General features: G+C 71.3%; 18 protein-coding genes. 12 read left to right on the forward strand and 6 right to left on the reverse strand.

Going from position 1 to position 19,088, the window contains the following annotated elements; translation table 11 throughout:
• Positions 1-30: 30 nt before the first annotated feature.
• Positions 31-1,302, reverse strand: coding sequence for an extracellular solute-binding protein (locus tag ACN27C_RS20610; RefSeq protein ID WP_422747459.1), 1,272 nt, complete (start codon positions 1,300-1,302; stop codon positions 31-33).
• Positions 1,303-1,569: 267 nt separating this feature from the next.
• Between ACN27C_RS20610 and ACN27C_RS20615 the strand changes: the two genes are divergently transcribed.
• Complete coding sequence (locus ACN27C_RS20615; RefSeq protein WP_121684873.1) at positions 1,570-2,583, forward strand: LacI family DNA-binding transcriptional regulator; 1,014 nt, start codon at positions 1,570-1,572, stop codon at positions 2,581-2,583.
• Positions 2,584-2,945: 362 nt separating this feature from the next.
• Here ACN27C_RS20615 and ACN27C_RS20620 read toward each other — a convergent pair whose 3' ends face one another.
• Positions 2,946-5,630 carry a helix-turn-helix transcriptional regulator gene (locus ACN27C_RS20620; RefSeq protein WP_422747461.1) on the reverse strand — a complete coding sequence of 895 codons (2,685 nt, stop codon included), beginning with the start codon at positions 5,628-5,630 and terminating at the stop codon, positions 2,946-2,948.
• Between the two features lie 97 nt (positions 5,631-5,727).
• On the opposite strand from ACN27C_RS20620, the gene ACN27C_RS20625 reads away from it, so the two are divergent.
• Complete coding sequence (locus ACN27C_RS20625; protein ID WP_121684875.1) at positions 5,728-6,141, forward strand: hypothetical protein; 414 nt, start codon at positions 5,728-5,730, stop codon at positions 6,139-6,141.
• A 170-nt stretch (positions 6,142-6,311) separates the two neighbouring features.
• On the opposite strand, the gene ACN27C_RS20630 is transcribed toward ACN27C_RS20625, so the two are convergent.
• Both ACN27C_RS20630 and ACN27C_RS20635 read right to left on the reverse strand, forming a co-directional pair.
• Complete coding sequence (locus ACN27C_RS20630; protein WP_422747463.1) at positions 6,312-6,797, reverse strand: hypothetical protein; 486 nt, start codon at positions 6,795-6,797, stop codon at positions 6,312-6,314.
• Between the two features lie 103 nt (positions 6,798-6,900).
• Positions 6,901-7,419 carry a hypothetical protein gene (locus tag ACN27C_RS20635; RefSeq protein WP_121684877.1) on the reverse strand — a complete coding sequence of 173 codons (519 nt, stop codon included), beginning with the start codon at positions 7,417-7,419 and terminating at the stop codon, positions 6,901-6,903.
• 129 nt (positions 7,420-7,548) lie between these two features.
• Here ACN27C_RS20635 and ACN27C_RS20640 point away from each other — a divergent pair, with 129 nt between their 5' ends.
• The 3 genes from ACN27C_RS20640 to ACN27C_RS20650 all read left to right on the forward strand — a co-directional run bounded on the left by ACN27C_RS20640 (position 7,549) and on the right by ACN27C_RS20650 (position 9,930).
• Complete coding sequence (locus ACN27C_RS20640; RefSeq protein ID WP_422747465.1) at positions 7,549-7,935, forward strand: ATP-binding cassette domain-containing protein; 387 nt, start codon at positions 7,549-7,551, stop codon at positions 7,933-7,935.
• Between the two features lie 223 nt (positions 7,936-8,158).
• Positions 8,159-9,226: a lytic polysaccharide monooxygenase auxiliary activity family 9 protein gene (locus ACN27C_RS20645; protein ID WP_422747467.1), complete on the forward strand. Its 1,068-nt coding sequence runs from the start codon at positions 8,159-8,161 to the stop codon at positions 9,224-9,226.
• 122 nt (positions 9,227-9,348) lie between these two features.
• The gene (locus ACN27C_RS20650) at positions 9,349-9,930 is read left to right on the forward strand and encodes a hypothetical protein (protein WP_422747469.1); all 582 of its coding nucleotides are present in this window, start codon (positions 9,349-9,351) and stop codon (positions 9,928-9,930) included.
• 99 nt (positions 9,931-10,029) lie between these two features.
• Here ACN27C_RS20650 and ACN27C_RS20655 read toward each other — a convergent pair whose 3' ends face one another.
• Entirely contained in the window at positions 10,030-11,028 is a 999-nt protein-coding gene (locus ACN27C_RS20655; protein WP_422747471.1) for a DMT family transporter, read from the reverse strand.
• A gap of 81 nt (positions 11,029-11,109) precedes the next feature.
• On the opposite strand from ACN27C_RS20655, the gene ACN27C_RS20660 reads away from it, so the two are divergent.
• Positions 11,110-12,009, forward strand: coding sequence for a LysR family transcriptional regulator (locus ACN27C_RS20660; protein ID WP_120569375.1), 900 nt, complete (start codon positions 11,110-11,112; stop codon positions 12,007-12,009).
• A gap of 102 nt (positions 12,010-12,111) precedes the next feature.
• Here the strand turns inward: ACN27C_RS20660 and ACN27C_RS20665 are convergent, their stop codons facing one another.
• Positions 12,112-13,551, reverse strand: a complete 1,440-nt coding sequence (locus tag ACN27C_RS20665) for an RICIN domain-containing protein (protein ID WP_422747474.1) — start codon at positions 13,549-13,551, stop codon at positions 12,112-12,114.
• A gap of 438 nt (positions 13,552-13,989) precedes the next feature.
• Here ACN27C_RS20665 and ACN27C_RS20670 point away from each other — a divergent pair, with 438 nt between their 5' ends.
• The 6 genes from ACN27C_RS20670 (at position 13,990) to manD (ending at position 19,080) form a co-directional block, all read left to right on the forward strand.
• A complete protein-coding gene (locus tag ACN27C_RS20670; RefSeq protein WP_422751662.1) occupies positions 13,990-15,012 on the forward strand; it encodes a sigma-70 family RNA polymerase sigma factor in 1,023 nt (340 codons plus the stop codon).
• A gap of 38 nt (positions 15,013-15,050) precedes the next feature.
• Positions 15,051-15,902 (forward strand): YybH family protein, encoded by an 852-nt coding sequence (locus ACN27C_RS20675; RefSeq protein WP_422747476.1) that lies wholly within the window; start codon positions 15,051-15,053, stop codon positions 15,900-15,902.
• 108 nt (positions 15,903-16,010) lie between these two features.
• Complete coding sequence (locus ACN27C_RS20680; protein ID WP_422747477.1) at positions 16,011-17,171, forward strand: alkaline phosphatase PhoX; 1,161 nt, start codon at positions 16,011-16,013, stop codon at positions 17,169-17,171.
• A gap of 201 nt (positions 17,172-17,372) precedes the next feature.
• Entirely contained in the window at positions 17,373-17,627 is a 255-nt protein-coding gene (locus ACN27C_RS20685) for a hypothetical protein (protein WP_422747479.1), read from the forward strand.
• Positions 17,624-17,794, forward strand: a complete 171-nt coding sequence (locus ACN27C_RS20690) for a hypothetical protein (protein ID WP_181726501.1) — start codon at positions 17,624-17,626, stop codon at positions 17,792-17,794. The genes ACN27C_RS20685 and ACN27C_RS20690 overlap by 4 nt, the downstream gene beginning before the upstream one ends.
• Positions 17,795-17,871: 77 nt before the next feature.
• Positions 17,872-19,080 carry a D-mannonate dehydratase ManD gene (gene manD / locus ACN27C_RS20695; RefSeq protein ID WP_350814812.1) on the forward strand — a complete coding sequence of 403 codons (1,209 nt, stop codon included), beginning with the start codon at positions 17,872-17,874 and terminating at the stop codon, positions 19,078-19,080.
• Positions 19,081-19,088 lie beyond the last annotated feature (8 nt).

Raw genomic sequence — 19,088 nt, forward strand, 5'->3', positions numbered from 1 at the left:
CAGGGGTGACCGCCGGCGGCGCGGGTCGAGTTACTTGGCGAGGCGCTCGACGTCGCTGACCATCTGCTTCCAGGACTCGTCGGGCCTTTGCTTGCCCTGTTCGATGCGGACGAGGGCGTCGCGGATGGTGGTCTGCACGTCTCCGGCTCGCGGGCCCTGGTGCTGGGGCTTGAGTTGCTTCGCCGCGGTGGTGAAGAGCTGGCCCACCGGGGCGTTGTTGAAGAAGGCGTCCTTGTACTGGGCAATGTCGGGCTTGTCGTAGAGAGCCGGGATGGACGGCAGGTTGCCCCGCGCGGTGAACACCTTGGCCTGCTGCTCCGGGGCGGTCAGCCACGCCGCGAGCTTCTTGGCCTCCTCGATGTGCTTGCCCTGCTTGGGAACGGTGAGGTACGAGCCGCCCCAGTTGCCGCCGCCGCCCGGGACGCTCGCCACGTCCCACTTGCCGGCGGCGTGCTTCGCCTGGTCCTTGATCTTGGTCATCATCCAGGCCGGGCACGCGATGGTGGCGAACTGGTCCTTCGCGAAGCCGTTGTTCCACTCCTGCGAGCTGCCGATCAGCTTGGCCGACAGGTTGCTCTGGATCGCCTTCACCGTCAGGTCCCAGGCCTTTCGGACATCGGGGTTGCTGCTCACGACGATGGCGTTGTCCTCGTTGTAGTACCCGACCGGGGCCTGGCCGATGATGGCGTTGAACAGTTGGCCTCCGCCATCGAAGAAGGCGCTGCCGGCCGGGGCCTTCGCCGCGTACCGCTTGCCGAACTCGATGTACTGGTCCCAGCCGCTGCCCCAGGCGGCCGACACCTGGTCGCGGTCGAACGGCATGCCGGCCTTCTCGAACAGGTCACGCCGGTAGCAGATGGCCAGGCCGCCGACGTCGGTGCCGTACCCGATCTGCTTGCCGTCCTTGGCCAGCGACGCCGCCCACTTCCAGTCGAGGTACTCGGACTGGCGGTCCTTGCCCAGGTCGACGAAGAGGTTGCCCCGCTCGCGCATCTGAGCGATGAAGCCCGTGTCGACGCCCTCGATGTCGCCCGCGCCGGAGCCGGTGGCCAGGTGGGTGATCAGGTCGCGATGATGGTCGTTGTAGGCGGCCGTGCGCTCCTGGATCGTGATGTTCGGGTGCGACTTCTGGTACTCGGCGTACAGGTCCTGGTACCCGAAGTTGCCGAACAGGTTGACGTTCAGGGTGATCTTTTCGTCGCCGCCGCCGGAGCCTCCCTCAGTGCCGGTGCCACACGCGGTCAGCAGTACTCCGGCGGCCAGGGTGGCCGCCGCTAGTCGCAACAGTCGGTTTGGGTGCATGCCAGGGAACCCTTTCGTGCGATGTAACCGGTTACCTGAAACCGGTTACATTGTCGGCGAAGCGATGGTGGTGGGGGTGGGTGGAGTTGGATGAAGATCGGATGTCGGCCGAGTTGCGGGTGGCATCCGACGAGCGCCTTTCCTGAGAAGTGTGAACGGGTTCGGCTAGGGGGTGTCAAGCTACGAAACGGTAACGGTCGATGCGGCTTGACCGGCGGACATCGCTGGCGCTACGGTCGTGAAACCGGTTACAGATAAGGCACCACATTGACCACTATCAGGGAGTTGGCGCGCCGCTCCGGCGTGTCCGTCGCCACCGTGTCCCGCGTCTTCAACACCCCCGAGGTCGTCAGCCAGCACACCCGCCAGCGCATCCTCGACCTGGCCGCCGAGATCGGCTACCTGCCGAACGGGTCGGCCCGGACGCTCGCCACGAAGAAATCCAACATGGTGGGTCTGGTGTGGGACACCGACCATCGCCGCCCTGGATGGCGCCACCCATTCCTGCAGGAGATCCTCGTCGCGCTCAAGACGGCGCTCAGCGCGCACGGGCTGAACCTGCTCATGCTCGCCGGCCACGACGCGGCGGGGCCCGACGACGGGCAGCGATACGTGCGCGCCGTCCGCCAGCACAACCTCGACGGCGCGGTCATCATCGACAACGGCACCCGGGACCCGGCCGTGCTCGCCCTCGTCGAAGCCCAGGTGCCGTGCGTCGCTCTCGACCTGCGGGTCGACGGCCCGACGTCGACCTACATCACCTCGGACAATGCCGGCGGCGCGGCGCTCGCCGTGCGCCACCTCGTCGAACGCGGCCACCGGCGCATCGCCACCATCACCGGCCCGCTGCGAACCTGGCCGGGAGCCGAACGGCTCGTCGGCTTCCGGGCCGCGCTGGCCGGGGCCGGCCTGCCGCTCGCCGACGGCCACGTCGTCGAGGCAGACTTCTATCTCGACGGCGGTCACGCCGCGATGGACCGGCTGCTCGCCCTCGACGACCGCCCTACCGCAGTGTTCGTCGCCGGCGACGAGATGGCTGTCGGTGCGATGCGCGCGGCCCAGGCGGCCGGCCTACGGATCCCCGACGACATTGCGATTGTCGGCTTCGACGACATCGAGGTGGCCGCGCTGATCCCGCCCGGGCTCAGCACCGTCGCCCAGAACAAGCCCGGCTTCGGCACGGCCGCCGCCGAGGCGCTGGTCGCCATGCTGCACGGCGGCGACGACCCGCCCAAGCCGACCGTGTTGCCGACGACGCTCGTCGTCCGGGGCACCACCTGACCCGAACCGCGAGACGTCGGCGCCGTCCGCTCTGGATCGTGCTGCTGCTCGCGGTCGCTGTTGCCGGAGCCGCTGTCACCGACCCCGCAACCGGACCTGCCTCGAGCGTCACACCCGTGCCTGGGCGAGGTCGCGGCCGGCGGTGGCTCGAATGATCCGGGGCCAGGTCCATGCGGCGCGCAGGATGAAGGCCAGAGGAGCGGGTCCCACAGCTCGAAGTCTTGATGGCGGCCAGCGGGCGATGGAGCGACGGGGTCTCGTCGCCCGCCCGAAGTGGTCACCGAGGCCGGGCATAACGGAAGGCTTTGGCCTGCGGTGATGTGGGCGATGAATCCGGTGTGACCTCCCGCGGGCGGCCGTCCTCACCCGGTGGACGCGACCCCGACCAGCGTCGCCAGCTGAGCCCGCGACGTGATGCCCAGCTTGGGGAACGCCTTGTAGAGGTGGTAGCCCACGGTCCGTGGGCTGAGGAAGAGTTGGGCGGCGATGTCGCGGTTGGAGGCGCCGGCGGCGGCCAGCCGCACGACCTCGCGTTCCTGCGCCGTGAGCACGCTGAGCGGGTCGCCGGCCCGGCGCGGCGCGGCCGGGACGTCCCCGGTCGCGCGCAGCTCGGCGCGGGCCCGCCGGGCCCACGACTCCGCGCCCAGCCGGTCGAAGACCTCCAGCGCGGCGCGGAGCTGGGTGCGCGCATCCGCCCGCCTCCGGGCCCGCCGCAGCCACTCGCCGTAGGCGAGTCGCGTCCTCGCCTGCTCGTACGGCTGGTCGTCGCCGTCGTGGGCGCGAACGGCGGCGACGAAGTGCGCCTCGTCCTGCTCCACCAGGGCCCGGCAGCGCAGGGCGACCGCGTCCGAGGCCGGTTGACGGACATGCCGTGCCCAGGTCACGTAGCGCTCCAGCGGCTCGGCGGCCCGCTCCGGCCGGCCACTGCGGACCGCCGCCTCGACGAGATCGGCGGCGGCGAGCGCCCCGAACCCGGTCGGCGGGATCCGTTCCAACTGCTCCAGAGCGGCGTCCGCGTTCCCCTGGCCGAGTTCGAGCCGGCCGAGCGCCCAGCGTCCGAGGGTCGCCGCGAGGACCAGGTTGCGGTCGTCGGCCCGCCGGACGCCGTCCTCGGCCCTCGCGCGGCACCCCGCCACGTCCTCCTGATGAGCGAGCACCCAGGCGAGACAGCAGGTGAGGTGGATGACCCGGTGCTCGTGACCCAGGTCGGTCGACAGCCGCAGCCCTTCGTCGAGGGTCGCCCTCGCCTCCCCGTAGCGGCCCTGTAGCCCTTGCGCGAACCCCTGGTCCTGGAGGGCGAACGCCAGCCAGCCGATCATCCCGCTCGTCCGGCAGTCCGCCACGACCCGCCCGGTGAGTTCCTCGCAGAGGGCCGCGCGGCCCGTCGCGAGGGCGGCGCCGGCGGTGAAGGTCAGTCCGGGAACGCCCAGCCCGGCGAGCCCGGACGGGTCCAGCGCGCCGCCGGTGAGCGGCAGCCCACCCGCGAGGTCGCCGACGAGCAGCCGGGCCAGCCCGACCGCCTGGCCGACCAGCGGCGAACCGGTCGCCGGCAGCTCGTGGAGCGCCGTCGCCGCCTGTTCGGCCAGCGGCGCGTCGCCGGCGAACCAGGCGCAGCGAACCGCCTCCACCAGCAGCCAGGTCGCCTGCTCGGGGTCGCGCGCCGCCACCCGGGGCGCGGCGTCGAGGATGATCCGGCCGGCGGCCAGCGGCGTCCCCAGCTCGACCTCGCGGTGGGCGCGGACCTGGGTCAACGCCACGATCATCGCCGGGTCGTCCACGTCGGGCGTGGCGTTTGCGGCGAGCGCGGCGGCGCGGTCGGTCAGACCGGCGTCGCTCGCGGCCAGCGCCGCCGCGGCCAGCCGAGCGGATCGGCGTAGCGGATCGACGGTGAGTTCGGCGGCCCGCTGGTAGGCAGCCGCCACCGCGGCGTGACCGCCCCGGGTACGGGCCCGGCCCGCCGTCTCCTCCAGCTGCCGCGCGACGTCCTCATCGGGACCGAGCGCGGCGGCGGCCAGGTGCCAGATGCGCCGGTCGGCGGCGTCGGGCGAGGCCGAGCCGCTCAGCGCGTCGGCGAGCGCCCGGTGTACGGCGAGGCGGCGGCTCACCGACGCGCTCTGGTATGCGGCAGCCCGGATGAGGGGATGACGGAAACCGACGGCCGTCCCGTTGATCCCGATGAGCCGGCTCCGCTCGGCGGCTTCGAGACCGTCGAGCGGAGCGCCGGCGGCGACCAGCGTCGCGAGTTCGCCCGAGCCTTCCGCCGCCGCGACCAGGAGAGCGGTGCGCGCGGCTTCGGGCAGCGCGGCCATCTGCGCGAGGAAGGCCTCCTGGATCCGCTCCGCCACCGGCATCGCCCCCACCGGCGACAACCGCCCGGACCGCTGTTCGGGGGTCAGCGCGGCCGGCAGCTCGATGAGCGCCAGCGGGTTGCCGGCCGACTCCTGGACGAGGCGCTCCCGGACCTGCGGCGGAAGATCGGCGGGGAGCAGGGCGGTGGCGGCCGTGTCGTCGAGCCCGGCGAGACGGTGTTCGGGAAGGCCGGTGACCGGGAGATCCGGACGGGCGGCGAAGATCATGGCGACACCCTCGGCGCCGAGCCGCCGCGCCGCGAACACCAGGGCGTCGACGGACGCCTCGTCGCACCATTGCACGTCGTCCACGAGGCAGAGCAGTCCGCCGTCCCCGGCCAGCTCCGACAGGAGGCTGAGGGTGGCCAGGCCCACCAGGAACCGGCTCTCCGGTGGCGCGTCGCGCAGCCCCAAGGCGGCACCGAGCGCCCTCGCCTGCCCGTCGGGCAGCGCGTGGATCCGGTCGAGCCCGGTTCGCAGGAGCAGGTGCAGCGCGGCGAACGGCAACGCCGCCTCGGACTCGATACCGACACCGCGCACCACCCGCATGCCGGTCGCCCGCAGCGCGGCGTACTCCAGCAGCGCCGACTTGCCGATTCCCGCCGGACCCCGGAAAACCAGGGCGCCGCTGCGACCTTCCCGGGCGCCGTCCACCAGCCGGTCGATCTGCGCCTGTTCCTCGACCCGCCCGTACAGCACGACTGGCAACCTACCGTCACGATGACGGATTCGGCATGGCCACCAGCTCCGTAGCTTCGTGATCAGACGCACGTCAGCACCACGAAGGGACTTCGAGATGGCCACCATCGCCAGTACCGTCCGGACCGCCGACGACGCCAAGCTGCTCCGCTTCGCCCTCAAGCAGGACGCGATCGGCTCCGGCGCCAACGGCGTCGTCTACCTCGCCGCCGCGGCGATCTTCGGCCGGCTGTTCGGCCTTCCCGCCGGTCTTCTCTACCCCGTTGGCGCCTTCCTGGTCGTCTTCGCGGCCACCCTGCTCCTCCTCGCGTCGAGGCCCACGGTGAGCCGACCCGCCGTGGCGGTCGTGATCGCCATCAACATCGCCTGGGTCGCCGCGAGCGTCGAGGTGCTCGTCGCCGGCTGGTTCCCGTTGACCACCCTCGGCGTCGCGCTCGTGATCGCACAGGCGGTGGTGGTCGCCGGATTCGCCGCCCTCCAGATCATCGGCCTGCGACGGACGGCCTTCTGATTCGTACCGATCCCCGGGTGCCCGTTCCGGGCCGGAGCGGGCACCCGGGGATCCAGCCCGCCGGCCGATCCGGTCGGCGCCCGTTCAGTGACCGACACGCCCGAACCGCCTGCGCCCACCACGGACGCCTGGTGACCGTGCGGCAGTCGACGCATTCACCCGCGGCTGGGTCAGGCCGGGGGATCGTCTCGGAAGAGGGCTTCCTTCACACCTCGACCGCCCCAGCGGGTGGCGACGAGTTCGGGACGGGGATGGGTCGGCTCGGGCACCCCGCGGTGTCGTCTGGTGTCGGGCGCCGGGCGGTCCCAATCAGCGACCAGGCCGAAAGGATCGGTGGCGCGGTCCGGCTCATCGTCACATCGCTCCCGGACAACCATCGCTGGGTAGAAGCGCAGTTCCTGCGCCACGTTGCAGTCGTCTGCCCGCGAAGCGACCACGGCGCCGCAGCCCCGACACGCGACACAGGGGATCCATCCCACCACCGACCAGCAGCCCGTGCGGACACGGTCATGGACGAAGCGTGTCCCGCGTACGTCGCCGGGTGAGAGGACGAAGGTGCCGGCGACCTGATCACGGCCGTAGGCGGCATCGTCGATCGCGTAGGCGTCGGGGTCCAGGAGCGGCGGGTTCACGTGGTGGCAGCCGAGCGACGGCATACGAGATGTGCTTACTTCGGCAGGCTGCGATCTACAAGGCGTTGGACGTGCGTGGTCTGATCTGGCGGGTCTGTCAGGATGGGTCCGTCAACGGGCACCGCTGTCAGAGTGGTGGATCTTCGGTCGCTGGGGCGGGCGGTTGGTCGCGCCCCACGGCCTGGACCCGTGCCCGGTCGCCGTGGAAGTCCGGGTTGAGGCGGTCAGCCAGACACGACCGGTGCGCGACGAACGACGCGCATCCGGGTCCCTCGCTGCTGCGCACATCCACGGTGACGCCGTCGCCGCCGGGGCTGAGTACGGTGAGCTCACCGCAGCATCCGCACGGCCAACTGAACTCCCGCAGATCCGAGGCACGCATCGTGAGGCGTACCCAGAGGGGCGGGTGGTACCTGCTGATTTCCTGGACGACTGCGTCGACCTGTTCGCCGATCGGCGGGTATTCCTCGGGCAGCGCCCGAGACGTGCCTGACGGGCTGTCGATGAAGCCGGCGTCGACCGACGAGCCCACAGTCTCATGTCCGAGGACAGCGGTCATTACTCCCCAACGCTCATGGCTGACGATGGTCGCTCGGACGGCGGCGCCCACCACCAGGTCACCGCCGAGGCTGTCGAAACGCTGCATCGGTTGATCGTCGCGCACCGCTCCGTCGGCGTCACACAGGCATGCCTGCCACCCGGCCGAAGCGCTCACCGAGCCTGCGCGGAAGGGAGTGGCTTGCCCTGCGGTGATGCGGCCGGGTGATCCGGCTCGGTGTGCTTCGGCGACCAGGAGCTGCTGGGGCGCCCGGTGCGCCGGATCAGCCGGCTCGGCATCGGCCGGACGTTCCAGACGTCGACGGTCTTCGAGGAGCTGTCGGTCGTGCAGAACCTCGACATCGCCGCGGGTGCCCGCCGGAGCTGGGCCACCCTGGCCCGACGTCGGCGGGGGATCCCCGACGAGGTGGCCGCCGCGCTGGAGACCATCGGGCTGACCGGCCGGGCCAACCGGCTCGCCGGCACGCTCGCGCACGGCCAGAAGCAGTGGCTGGAGATCGGCATGCTGCTGGTGCAGGGCGCGCGGCTGCTGCTGCTCGACGAGCCGGCCGCCGGGATGAGCCACGATCCGGCCGGGTCACCTCGCACGGCGACGGGGGAGTGACCGCGGAGCGGGAGGTGCGCGCGGCCCTCGCGGTCTGATCCGGTGCGTCGGTGTCGATTTACATTGACAGCCGTCTTTACTAACATCGTGGCTGGGAGTCGCCATGCGCTGCTGGGCAGCAGTGCCGTCCGCCCCTGGGACGGCTTGAATCGATCGGCGTCACCTTCTCCGGGGTGGGCACCCAGCGAGGGCCACTGGGCGCCGGCGCATCCACTGGAGCATCATGAAAATCTCACGGACAGTACGCCGTCTGGGACTGGGCGCGGTCGCAGTTCTCGTCGCCTCGTTCACGATGGTCGCCGTCAACCAGGCCGGTCCGGCCTCGGCGCACGGATCGGTCACCAACCCGCCGTCACGCAACTACGGATGTTACGAGCGCTGGGGCTCCGACCACCTCAACCCCACGATGGCCCAGACCGACCCGATGTGCTGGCAGGCGTGGCAGGCCAACCCGAACACCATGTGGAACTGGAACGGCCTGTACCGCGAGAACGTCGGCGGCAACCACCAGGCCGCCGTGCCGGACGGGCAGCTGTGCAGCGGCGGCCGCACCCAGGGTGGCCTGTACGCCTCGCTCGACGCGGTCGGCGCGTGGACCGCGAAGCCGATGCCGAACAACTTCACGCTGACGCTGACCGACGGGGCCAAGCACGGCGCCGACTACATGTTGATCTACATCACCAAGCAGGGTTTCGACCCGACCACCCAGCCCCTCACCTGGAACAGCCTCGAACTGGTGCTCCGTACCGGCAGCTACCCGACCACCGGGCTCTACGAGGCGCAGGTGAACGCGGGCAGCCGCACCGGACGGCACGTCGTCTACACCATCTGGCAGGCGTCCCACCTCGACCAGCCGTACTACCTGTGCAGTGACGTGATCTTCGGCGGTGGCGGCAACCCCCCGCCGACGACCCCGCCGCCCACCACGCCGCCGCCCACCACCCCGCCGCCGACGACTCCGCCGCCCACCACGCCGCCGCCGGCCGGAAACGGTGCCTGCACCGCCACCTTCCGCAAGACGAACGAGTGGTCCGGTGGATTCGGCGCCGAGGTCACCGTCCGGGCCGGCAACGCCGCCATCTCCGGATGGACTGTGGCATGGACCTGGCCCAACGGCCAGAGCATCACGAACTCCTGGAACGCGACGGTCACCTCCAGCGGTTCGTCGGTCACCGCGTCCAACGTGGCCTACAACGGTTCGCTGAGCGCCAACGCCACCACCAGCTTCGGCTTCAACGCCTCCTGGAACGGCACCAACTCCACACCCAACCTCACCTGCACCGCCCGGTAACAGCGTCTGCGGTGGGGTGGCGCGAATTGCGCCACCCCACCGTCGGGGCATCGCCGTGCCGGCAGTGTGTCGGCCGCTGCCCTCCGCCACCATCAGGAACCGCGACGAGGTGAGGAACGACAATGATTCCCCGGGTACTCAGCGGCTGGTACCGGAGCGCGTTCGTGTGGATCGAGGTGTGCCTGCTGGCCGCGTCGATCGGCGCGGCCGCAGTGGTCACCTCGACCACCCCGAAGACGGACCCGGCAGCTCTCCGCCAGGAGATCCTGGCCCGGATGCGTACGACCCTCGAGCAGGCGGACCCGACACATCACGGTCACGCCGGGCACACCGCCCCACAGGCGCCGGCCGGAGAGCAGGCCGCGCCGAAGGTCGTCTGCGGAGTCCACGTCTACGGCCACGAGCCCACCGGGGCCGCCACACTGGCCGACGTCCGGACGGTCTACGGCTTCCACCTCTGCGGCGTCGCCGAGCAGAAGCGCCAGTGGGACGGGGCGGTCAAACTCGTCGGCCCGCTGATCATGGACATGACCACCCAGCCTCCCGGCATCGAGGTGGTCGAGGCGACCGCCGACGTCAGGTTCGTCGACCGGCTGCGGGAGATGTTCCCCGACAAGTACGAGGAACTGGCACTCAGGGAAGCGTTGCCCGTATCGGAGATGGCCGACCTGCGGCGCCGGTACGACGCCGCCGCCGGCCTCTGACCACGCCGACCGCCGGGTCACCGATTCCGGGACGCGATCTGCAGTACGGCACCCGCCGGCGCCTCCCGACAGCCGCCGATCGGCGCGAGAGCATCGACGTCAGCGGCGGGTGGCGAGGACCACGCCGCTCAGGCACAGCGCGCCGCCGGCCAGTGCTAGCGGTGCCGGCACCTCGCCGAGCAGCGTCCACGACAGCAGGACGGTCACCGGGGGCACCAGGTAGGTAGCGGCGGTGGTGCGACCCGCGGTCCAGCGGGACAGGACGTAGCCCCAGGTGAGGAAGCCGACAGCGGTCGGGAACACGCCCAGGTACAGCATGCCCAGGGTGGCCGCCGGTGGGGCCGTGGCGAGTTCTGCCAGGAGCGTGGGGGCGAACGGCAGCAGGGCCGCGGTCCCGGCCAGCGCGCCGAGCCAGGTCATCGTCACGGCGTCCACCCGCGCCAGTAGGCGCTTCTGGAGCAGTACGCCGAAGGCGTACAGGAGGGCGGAGAGCACCGCCAGGGCGACGCCGGCCTTGTCGGCGTGTCCGGTGAAGCCGCCGGCCGCGATCAGGGCGACGCCGGCGAAAGCGATCGCCACCCCGACGCCGAGCCGGCCGCTGAGCCGCTCGTTGAGAACGAGGACCGCGGCGACCGCGACGAGAATGGGCGCGACCGCCACCAGCAGTGCCGCCGTCCCGGCGTCCACCAGCCGCTCGGCGGCGTTGAGCGCCACGTTGTATCCGCCGAACCAGGCCGCGCCCCAGACCGCGATCAGCGCGAGGGTTCCGCCACGGGGCAGAGCCGTCCGGCGGGGAGCCGTGGCGTCCGGCCCGGGCTGAGCGTGCTGCGGTCGCGTGCTGCGGCGTCGGACGCCGGCGTTTACCGCCATGAACGCGCTCAGCGCGACGGACGCCGCTGCCATGCGGCCCAACGCCATGGCGCCGGGGGAGTGGTCGTGCCCGGCGAAGCGGATGCCGACGAACGCCGACGCCCACAGGATCACGGTGACACCGGCGGCACCGACCGTCGGCCAGGGCCGGGGGTACGCCGTGCCGGCGTGGTCGCTCTCGGTGGCAGTCGGCCGGCTCGGGGCGGCGGTCAGCGGTGCACTCCTCATGTCACGATCCTCATGCGCCCGAATGTTCAGCACCAGCGACTATTTCTTCACAACCATTCAGTGGGGCTTTACTGTCGTGAGGTGCTCGACGTCCACCGCCTCCGCGTCTTCCGCTCCGTCGTGGCCTCCGGGTCCGTCCAGGCCGCCGCCGCCAACCTGGGCTACACCCCCTCCGCGATCAGCCAGCACCTCACCGCACTCCAACGCGAGACAGGCCTGACCCTCCTCGCCCGAGTGGGACGCGGCCTGCGACCGACGGCCGCCGGGCATGCCCTCGCCGCCGAAGCAGACCGGGTGCTCGCTCGGATCGGAGCGGCCGAGTCGCTGATCGCCGACCTGCGCACCGGACGCACCGGCGCGCTGTCCATCGCGTACTTCGCATCAGTGGGCGGCGCCTGGATGCCTTTCGTGGTGCGGCGCATCCTCACCGAGCTCCCCGGAGTCCGGCTCGACCTGCAGTTGCGCGAACACATTCCGGACAGCCGCGAGGAACGCGCTGACGTCCAGGTGGTCGTGGCAGGCAACGGCTTCGACCCCGGCTCGGGTTTCACCACCCGTCACCTCCTCGACGACCCCTACGTGGCCGTCCTTCCTGCCGGGCACCGCCTCGCCGGGCAGGAGGAAGTGGACCTGGCCGACCTCGCCGACGAGCGCTGGATCGACAACGACTTCGCCCGCGGCTGGTGTCGCGCCAACCTCATCGAGGCCTGCACCGCCGCCGGGTTCAGCCCCGCCTTCCGCGTCGAGGCGCACGACTACCCGACCGCGCTCGCCTTCGTGGCGGCCGGCATCGGCCTCACGGTGCTCCCTGCGCTCGGGGCAGTACACCTGCCCGACGACGTGACCCGCGTCCGGGTGGTCCGCCCGACGCCGATCCGGTCGATACACGTAGTGGTGCACGACGCGGTCGAGCACACCCCGGCGGTACGGACGGCGGTTGCCGCGCTGTGGGAGTCGGCCGGCGCCGCGAGCGGGCGGTAGGACCGGGGGAGGCTACGCCTCACCGGCAGCCGCGGACCCGCCACCGCCCGCTGCCGCAGGCGATCTGACATCGCGGAAGGCCATCGACAGCCGGCGGGCCCGTCAGACGGTCGTACGCGACCACTGCTGGTTGGCACCGGTGTTGCACGTGTACTGCTTGAGGACCACACCGTCCGCGGTCGATGCGGCCGGTACGTCCACGCACTTGCCGCTGTGCCGTGCCCGGAGCTGGAAGTAACTGCCGCCCATGACCATCTGGAACTGCTGATTGGTGCCACTGCCGCAGGTGTACTGGATCAGCTCGGCGCCGTCGGCGGTGGACGCGCTCACCACGTCGAGGCACTTCCCGCTGTTGCGGCTGACGAGCCGCCAGTAGCCGCTGCCGGCGTCCTGGAACTGCCACTGCTGCCACGTGTTGCCGTTGTACGTGTACTGGCCGACGCGCGCGCCGTTGTCGGTGTTCGGTTGCTGGACGTCCATGGCCCTGCCGCTGTGCCGCACGGTGATCCGGTAGAACGTTCCCGTCGACGGCGGGGGCGTCGTGGGGCCGCCCCCGATGGTGTCGCCCCACGCGTACCGGATCCGGTCGGCGCCGGAGGTGTTGCGGACGGTCAGGTCGAGGTCGGTGCCGCCGCCGCTGAGCGAGTACATCGAGTACCAGTCGTAGCCGATGGTGCCGGGCTTGCCGCCGAGCGCGGGCCAGTACGTGCCGCCCATCCGGTTGTCGCGCATGACCTGGGCCATGGCGCGGATGTGGCGCACGAAGTTGTCGGTGCTGTTCGCGTCGGCGTAGTTGCGGCCGTCGTTCATGGGCGCGCCGAACTCGGTGGCGACCGCCCGCGACGCGCAGTTGCCGAGGCGGGTCTGGATGTGGCTCCGGAAGGCGTCGTAGGTCATCTCGCCGTAGAAGAAGGCGTAGTGGTGGAAGGACAGCAGCGTCGAGGCGAAGCGGGTGTCGTTGCAGATGTCGCGCAGGTCCTGGCTGAACCCGGTGCCCCCGATGAGCACCCGGCTGGGCACCGCCGAGTAGTGGTAGCTGAGCCAGTCGGCCGCGACGTTGCGCCACTCCGTCGAGCTGTAACCGTGGGGCTCGTTCATCGGTTCGAAGTAGACGTCGGGGTTCGAGCCGTACGTGTTGGTCACCGTGGACCACATCGCGTTCCACGCGGCGAGGTTCGTGATCCGGCCGCCGGAGGCGGCGCCGTCCTCCCAGTAGGCGAGGATGACCTTGAACCCGCGGGCGGTGGCGGCGTCGACGGCACCTCGGTAGGCCTCCCACCACGCCGTCCCCACAGTGTGGGTGTTGATGGGCAGCCGGACGGTGTTGACCCCCATGGTGGAAGCCATGTCGTCATAGAGGGCGTTGGCCTTGGCCCGCACCGTCGCGTTGCTGTCGGAGGTGCTCAGGCCCTGCACGACGAGGGGGCCGGTGCTGAAGTTGTCACCCAGCACGGCCCAGTTCATGCCTCGGAACTGGTTGGTGGCGGCGATGGCCGGCGACGAGATGACGATGCCGCCGACCATCGCCGTCGTCGCGGCCACCAGCACGATCAGCAGCCGGCGAAACGACCGGGTGCTCCGTGGTGGTCCGGCTGTGTGGCCCCGCGACGACGTGGTCCGCGTCAGGAAGTGGTGAGTCACCGATCTGGCCTCTCTGGGTTCGGGCATCAGGCTGATCGCCGAAGCCGCTGCTGCCCCGGGTCCGAGTTCGTTAGCGCTAACATCGCCGGATCACGCTCAAGCCAGTCACGACGAGGCGGGCAGATGTGTGCTGATTGTTAAGTGCGTGTTGCAGACAAGTGTTAGCGGTCTCATCCGGAGAGTCAAGGCATCGACCAAGGTCGTTCCCTCTGCGCTCCGGCCCACCGGCCTGCGCCGGGCGGGCGCAGAGACCGCGCACCCGGGACGGTGCCCGGCACTAGATTGAGACGGGTGAGCCGGGGCGAACCATCGGCGGAGGCCGGTCCGTCAGGCGAGGACGTGACGGCGGCGCTGCTGGCGGCGGCGCGTGCGGGCGACGGCGCGGCCTTCAGTCGTCTGGTCGCGCCGCTGCGGGACGAGCTGCGCGCGCACTGCTACCGGATGCTCGGTTCCTTCCACGACGCGGAGGACGCGGTCCAGGACACCCTGGACCGGGCATGGCGGGCAGTCGACCGGTTCGAGGGTCATGGGTCGATCCGGCCGTGGCTCTACCGGATCGCCACCAACCGCGCGCTTTCCTTTCTCCACTCGCGCGGGCGGCGTGAACTGCCTACCGATTTCACCGCTCCGGGCGTGTCCCGGGCCGAGGTGACCTGGCTCGAACCGTATCCGGACCGCCTTGCCCCGTCCGTCCGACCGGATCCGGAGACCCACGCCATCGCGAGGGAGACCATGGAACTCGCGTTCGTCGCCGCGTTGCAGCATCTGCCACCGCGGCAACGTGCCGTTCTGCTGCTGCGCGACGTTCTCGGTTACTCCGCCGAGGAGACCGCCCGGATGCTGGTCACCACCGTCGCGGCGGTCAACAGCGCGATGCAGCGCGCCCGCCGGATCGTCGCCGGGCTGACGCCGTCGGACAGTCAGCAGCGGATCCTCGCCGACCTGGGCGACGCGGGGCAGCGGGAGGTGGCCGGGCGGTACGCCGCGGCGTGGGAGTCCGGGGACGTCGAGACGATCGTGGCGATGCTGACGGAGGACGCGCGGTACTCGATGCCGCCGCTGACCGCCTGGTACGAGGGCCATGAGCGGATCCGCGGTTTCCTGGCCGAGGTGACGGGAGGGCGGAGGTGGCGGTTCCTGCCGACGAGTGCCAGCGGGCAGCTCGCGTTCGGGACGTACCTGTGGAACGACGCGGCCGCCGCCTACCTGCCGGCGGGGCTGGACCTGCTCGTGCTGCGGGGGCGCCGGGTGGCCGAGGTCGTCTCGTTCCTCGACGCGCGCCTGCCTGCCTTCGACCTACCGGATCGGCTGCCGGAAAGTTCGCGCGGAGGCGATGAGTTCGCGGTCCGGCCGGGGTTTTAGTCCCGACGGGTTCACCGGCCACGAAGGGCAGAGTCGACATGCCGAGCAACGAAGAACAGATCCGGGCCCTGGTCGAGCGCTGGGCCGCCGCGGTTCATGACGGGAACCTCGGCGGCGTCCTGGCCGACCACGCCGAGGACATGGTGATGTTCGACGTGCCGCCGCCGTACGAGGGCGTGCGCGGGTTGGACGCCTACCGGGAGATCTGGCCGCCGTTCTTCAGGTGGCAGGCGCAGGGCGCGTCGTTCGAGGTCGAGTCGCTGGACGTCGAAGCCGGCGAGGACGTGGCCCTCGCGTACGCGCTGCTGCGCTGCGGCACGGCGGCCGACTTCGCCGCACGTCCGGAGAACCGCCTGCGGCTGACCCTGGGCCTGCGCAGGCGGGAGGGCCGGTGGGTCGTCACTCACGAACACCACTCCTTCCCGCTGGCCGATCCCGCCGCCGAGCCGGCCCCAGACGCGGCAGCCGCCGAGGCGGAGGTACGCCGGCTCCACCAGCGCTGGTTCGAGGGCACCGCGGCCAAGGATCTCGATGCCCTGATGGATGCCGTAGCCGACGACGTGGTCTCGTACGAGCACGACCAGCCGCTGCGATACGTCGGCGTGAACGCGGTCCGCGAGGTCTGCGCGGCGGGTCTGGCGGCGTCGGGCGACGGATCAGTCGCCTGGGACGTGCCCGACCTGACGATCGTGGTCGACGGCGACCTCGCCGTCGCGTGGGGCCTCAACCGCGTCTCGGTACGCCCGAGCGGTGGTCCGCCGATCGAGAGCTGGTCCCGGGGCACCCGGGTCTTCCAGCGGCGCGACGGGGCATGGCTGATGACCCACCAGCACCTCTCCTACCCGTACGACCCCTCGACCGGGGCGGCACTGACGGATCTGCGTCCGTAGCGGCGCGGCACGACGTCGCACACCGAGCCGCCCATCGACGTTCATCCAACGGATCGGTGTGCGTAAGCTCCGCACGGTCGGATCTGGGGAACCTACGGAGGAGGTTCCATGGATCGTCGAGCGATGTTGCGGGCCACTGTTCTCGGTGCGGGCGCTGTCGCCCTGCCGTTCACGGCGTGGTCGGCCGCGTACGGAGCCCCGGCGCAGAACGCGGCGGGGCCCTACGGTGGGCTCCAGGCCGCCGACGCCAACGGCATCCAGCTGCCGGCCGGGTTCACCAGCTCGATCGTCGCGCGTTCCCGCCGGACGGTGCCGGGGACGTCGTACACCTGGCACGACGCTCCGGACGGCGGCGCCGTGTTCCCCAACGGCTCCGGCTGGATCTACGTGTCGAACTCCGAGGTGGCGGCCGGCGCGGGCGGCGGCGCCTCACGTCTGGTCTTCAACTCCAGCGGTGCCGTGGTCGGGGCGTCGCGGATCCTCTCCGGCACCAACAGCAACTGCGCCGGGGGGAAGACGCCGTGGAACACCTGGCTCTCCTGCGAGGAGGTGTCCCTGGGCCGGGTCTTCGAGACGTACCCCCTCGGCGGGACCGCCGTGGCGCGTCCCGCGATGGGCCGGTTCAAGCACGAGGCGGCCGCGGCCGACCCGGTCCGCCGGGTCGTCTACCTGACCGAGGACGAGACCGACGGCAAGTTCTACCGCTTCGTGCCGGTCACCTGGGGCGACCTGTCCGCCGGAACCCTCCAGGTCTTCCGCGCCGGTACGGCCACCTCCGGCACGTTCACCTGGGCCACGGTGCCCGACCCGGACGGCTCGCCCACCCCGACCCGGCAGCAGGTGTCCGGCGCGAAGACGTTCAACGGTGGCGAGGGCTGCCACTACGCGGACGACACCGTCTGGTTCACCACGAAGGGCGACAACCGCGTGTGGCAGGTCAACCTGGCCGCCGGCACGTACGAACTCGCCTACGACGACAACCTGGTCAGCCCCGGCACCGCTCCGCTGACCGGCGTCGACAACATCACCGGGTCCACGGCCGGTGACCTCTACGTCGCCGAGGACGGCGGCAACATGGAGATCTGCATGATCACGCCGGACGACAAGATCTCCGTCTTCCTGCGGATCACCGGACAGAGCGGTTCGGAGATCACCGGGCCGGCGTTCACCCCGGCGGGGGACCGGCTGTACTTCTCGTCGCAGCGCGGCACGACCGGCTCATCCTCCGGCGGCATCACCTACTGCGTCACCGGGCCGTTCCGCCGCTGACCGGCTCCCGCCCTCGCTGACCGCCGTCGATCACCTGCGCGCGAGCCCGGTCACCGCCGGGCCGGCCGGGCTCGCACGTTCTCCGCCCGGCCGGCCCGGTGTCCGGCGGACGCCGGGACGGCGGCCTGCTCGCGGTGGCGCGGCAACGACCGGGGCGACGGCGCCTGCGGCCTGTGGCGAGGTCATGATCCAATGAAGCACATGATTGTCCAGCGCGTTGCCGCCGGCCTCCTGTTGCTGATCGGGCTGCTGGCGATGGCGGCCACCCGCACCTTCCCGTTCCTCGACGATCTCTCCGAACCGGCCGAGACGGCGGTCGCGATCGGGGGCGCGGCGTGCCTGTCGGCGGGGGTGTGGCTGTGGTTGCGCAAGCGGGCGGACGCGTCACCCGGGGAGACGCCGGCGAGTGCGCTCGGCGGGCGGTCCGGGCGGTGGCGTCGGATACTGGGCCGATGACCAACCCCGACCTCGATCCCGAGGTGTACCCGCCGATCGACCCGCGTGAGGACGTGCCGGACGACCCCGGCGAGCTCCTCCCGGACACGCCCGGTGAGCTGCCCGAGGCGCCGGTCGAGCCGATGCCCGACGACGGGGATCCCGGGGGCGTACCCGAACCGGCCTGACCGGTCCGGCCCGCTCGTCGATCGACGATGATGGATAATCCTCTGGTGACCGGCGCGCCGACCGCAGGGGAGACCGGATGAGAATCGTCGATGCCCGGGTCATCGTGACCTGTCCCGGCCGCAACTTCGTGACGCTGAAGGTCGTCACCGACGAGGGAGTCACCGGCGTCGGTGACGCCACCCTCAACGGCCGGGAACTCGCAGTCGCGTCCTATCTGCGCGACCACGTCGTGCCGCTGCTGATCGGGCGGGACCCGGCCCGGATCGAGGACACCTGGCAGTACCTCTACCAGGGGTCGTACTGGCGGCGCGGGCCGGTCACGATGAGCGCCGTCGCCGCCGTGGACACCGCGCTGTGGGACATCAAGGGCAAGGTCGCCGGGCTGCCGGTCTACCAGTTGCTCGGCGGCCGGTCCCGCGACGGCGTGACCGTGTACGGCCACGCCAACGGCGAGACCGTCGACGAGGTGCTGGCCGAGGTCGCCCGCTTCGTCGACCTCGGCTACCGCGCGGTGCGGGTGCAGTGCGGCGTGCCCGGCCTGCCCCGGACGTACGGCGTCAGCGCCGACAAGATGTTCTACGAGCCCGCCGACGCCGCGCTGCCGACCGAGACGACCTGGTCGACGGAGGCCTACCTGGCCCACGTGCCGGGCGTGTTCGCCCGGGTCCGCGAGGAGTTCGGCCCCACCCTCCGCCTGCTGCACGACGTGCACCACCGGCTCACCCCGATCGAGGCGGCGCGGCTCGGCAGGAGCCTGGAGCCGTACGCGTTGACCTGGATGGAGGATCCCGTCCCGGCGGACCTCCAGGAGGGTTTCCGGCTCATCCGCTCGCACACCACCACGCCGATCGCCGTCGGCGAGGTCTTCAGCAGCATCTGGGACGCCGCCCAGCTCATCCGCGAACAGCTCATCGACTACGTCCGCACCACTGTGGTCCACGCCGGCGGGATCACCCACCTGCGACGCATCTTCGACCTCGCCGCGCTGCACCACGTCCGCAGCGGCTCGCACGGCGCCACCGACCTCTCCCCGGTCTGCATGGCCGCCGCGCTGCACCTGGACATCGCCATCCCCAACTTCGGCCTCCAGGAGTACATGCGGCACACCGAGCAGACGGACGAGGTGTTCCCGCACGGCTACCACTATGACGGCGGCTACCTGCACCCGGCCGAGACCCCTGGGCTCGGGGTGGACATCGACGAACAGGCCGCGGCCCGCTACCCGTACGCGCCGGCCTACCTGCCGGTGAACCGGCTGGCGGACGGCACCGTGCACCCCTGGTGAACGTGCCG

This window comes from Micromonospora sp. WMMD1219 (genome assembly GCF_049315215.1).
In the GTDB taxonomy this organism is placed as follows: domain Bacteria; phylum Actinomycetota; class Actinomycetes; order Mycobacteriales; family Micromonosporaceae; genus Micromonospora; species Micromonospora tulbaghiae.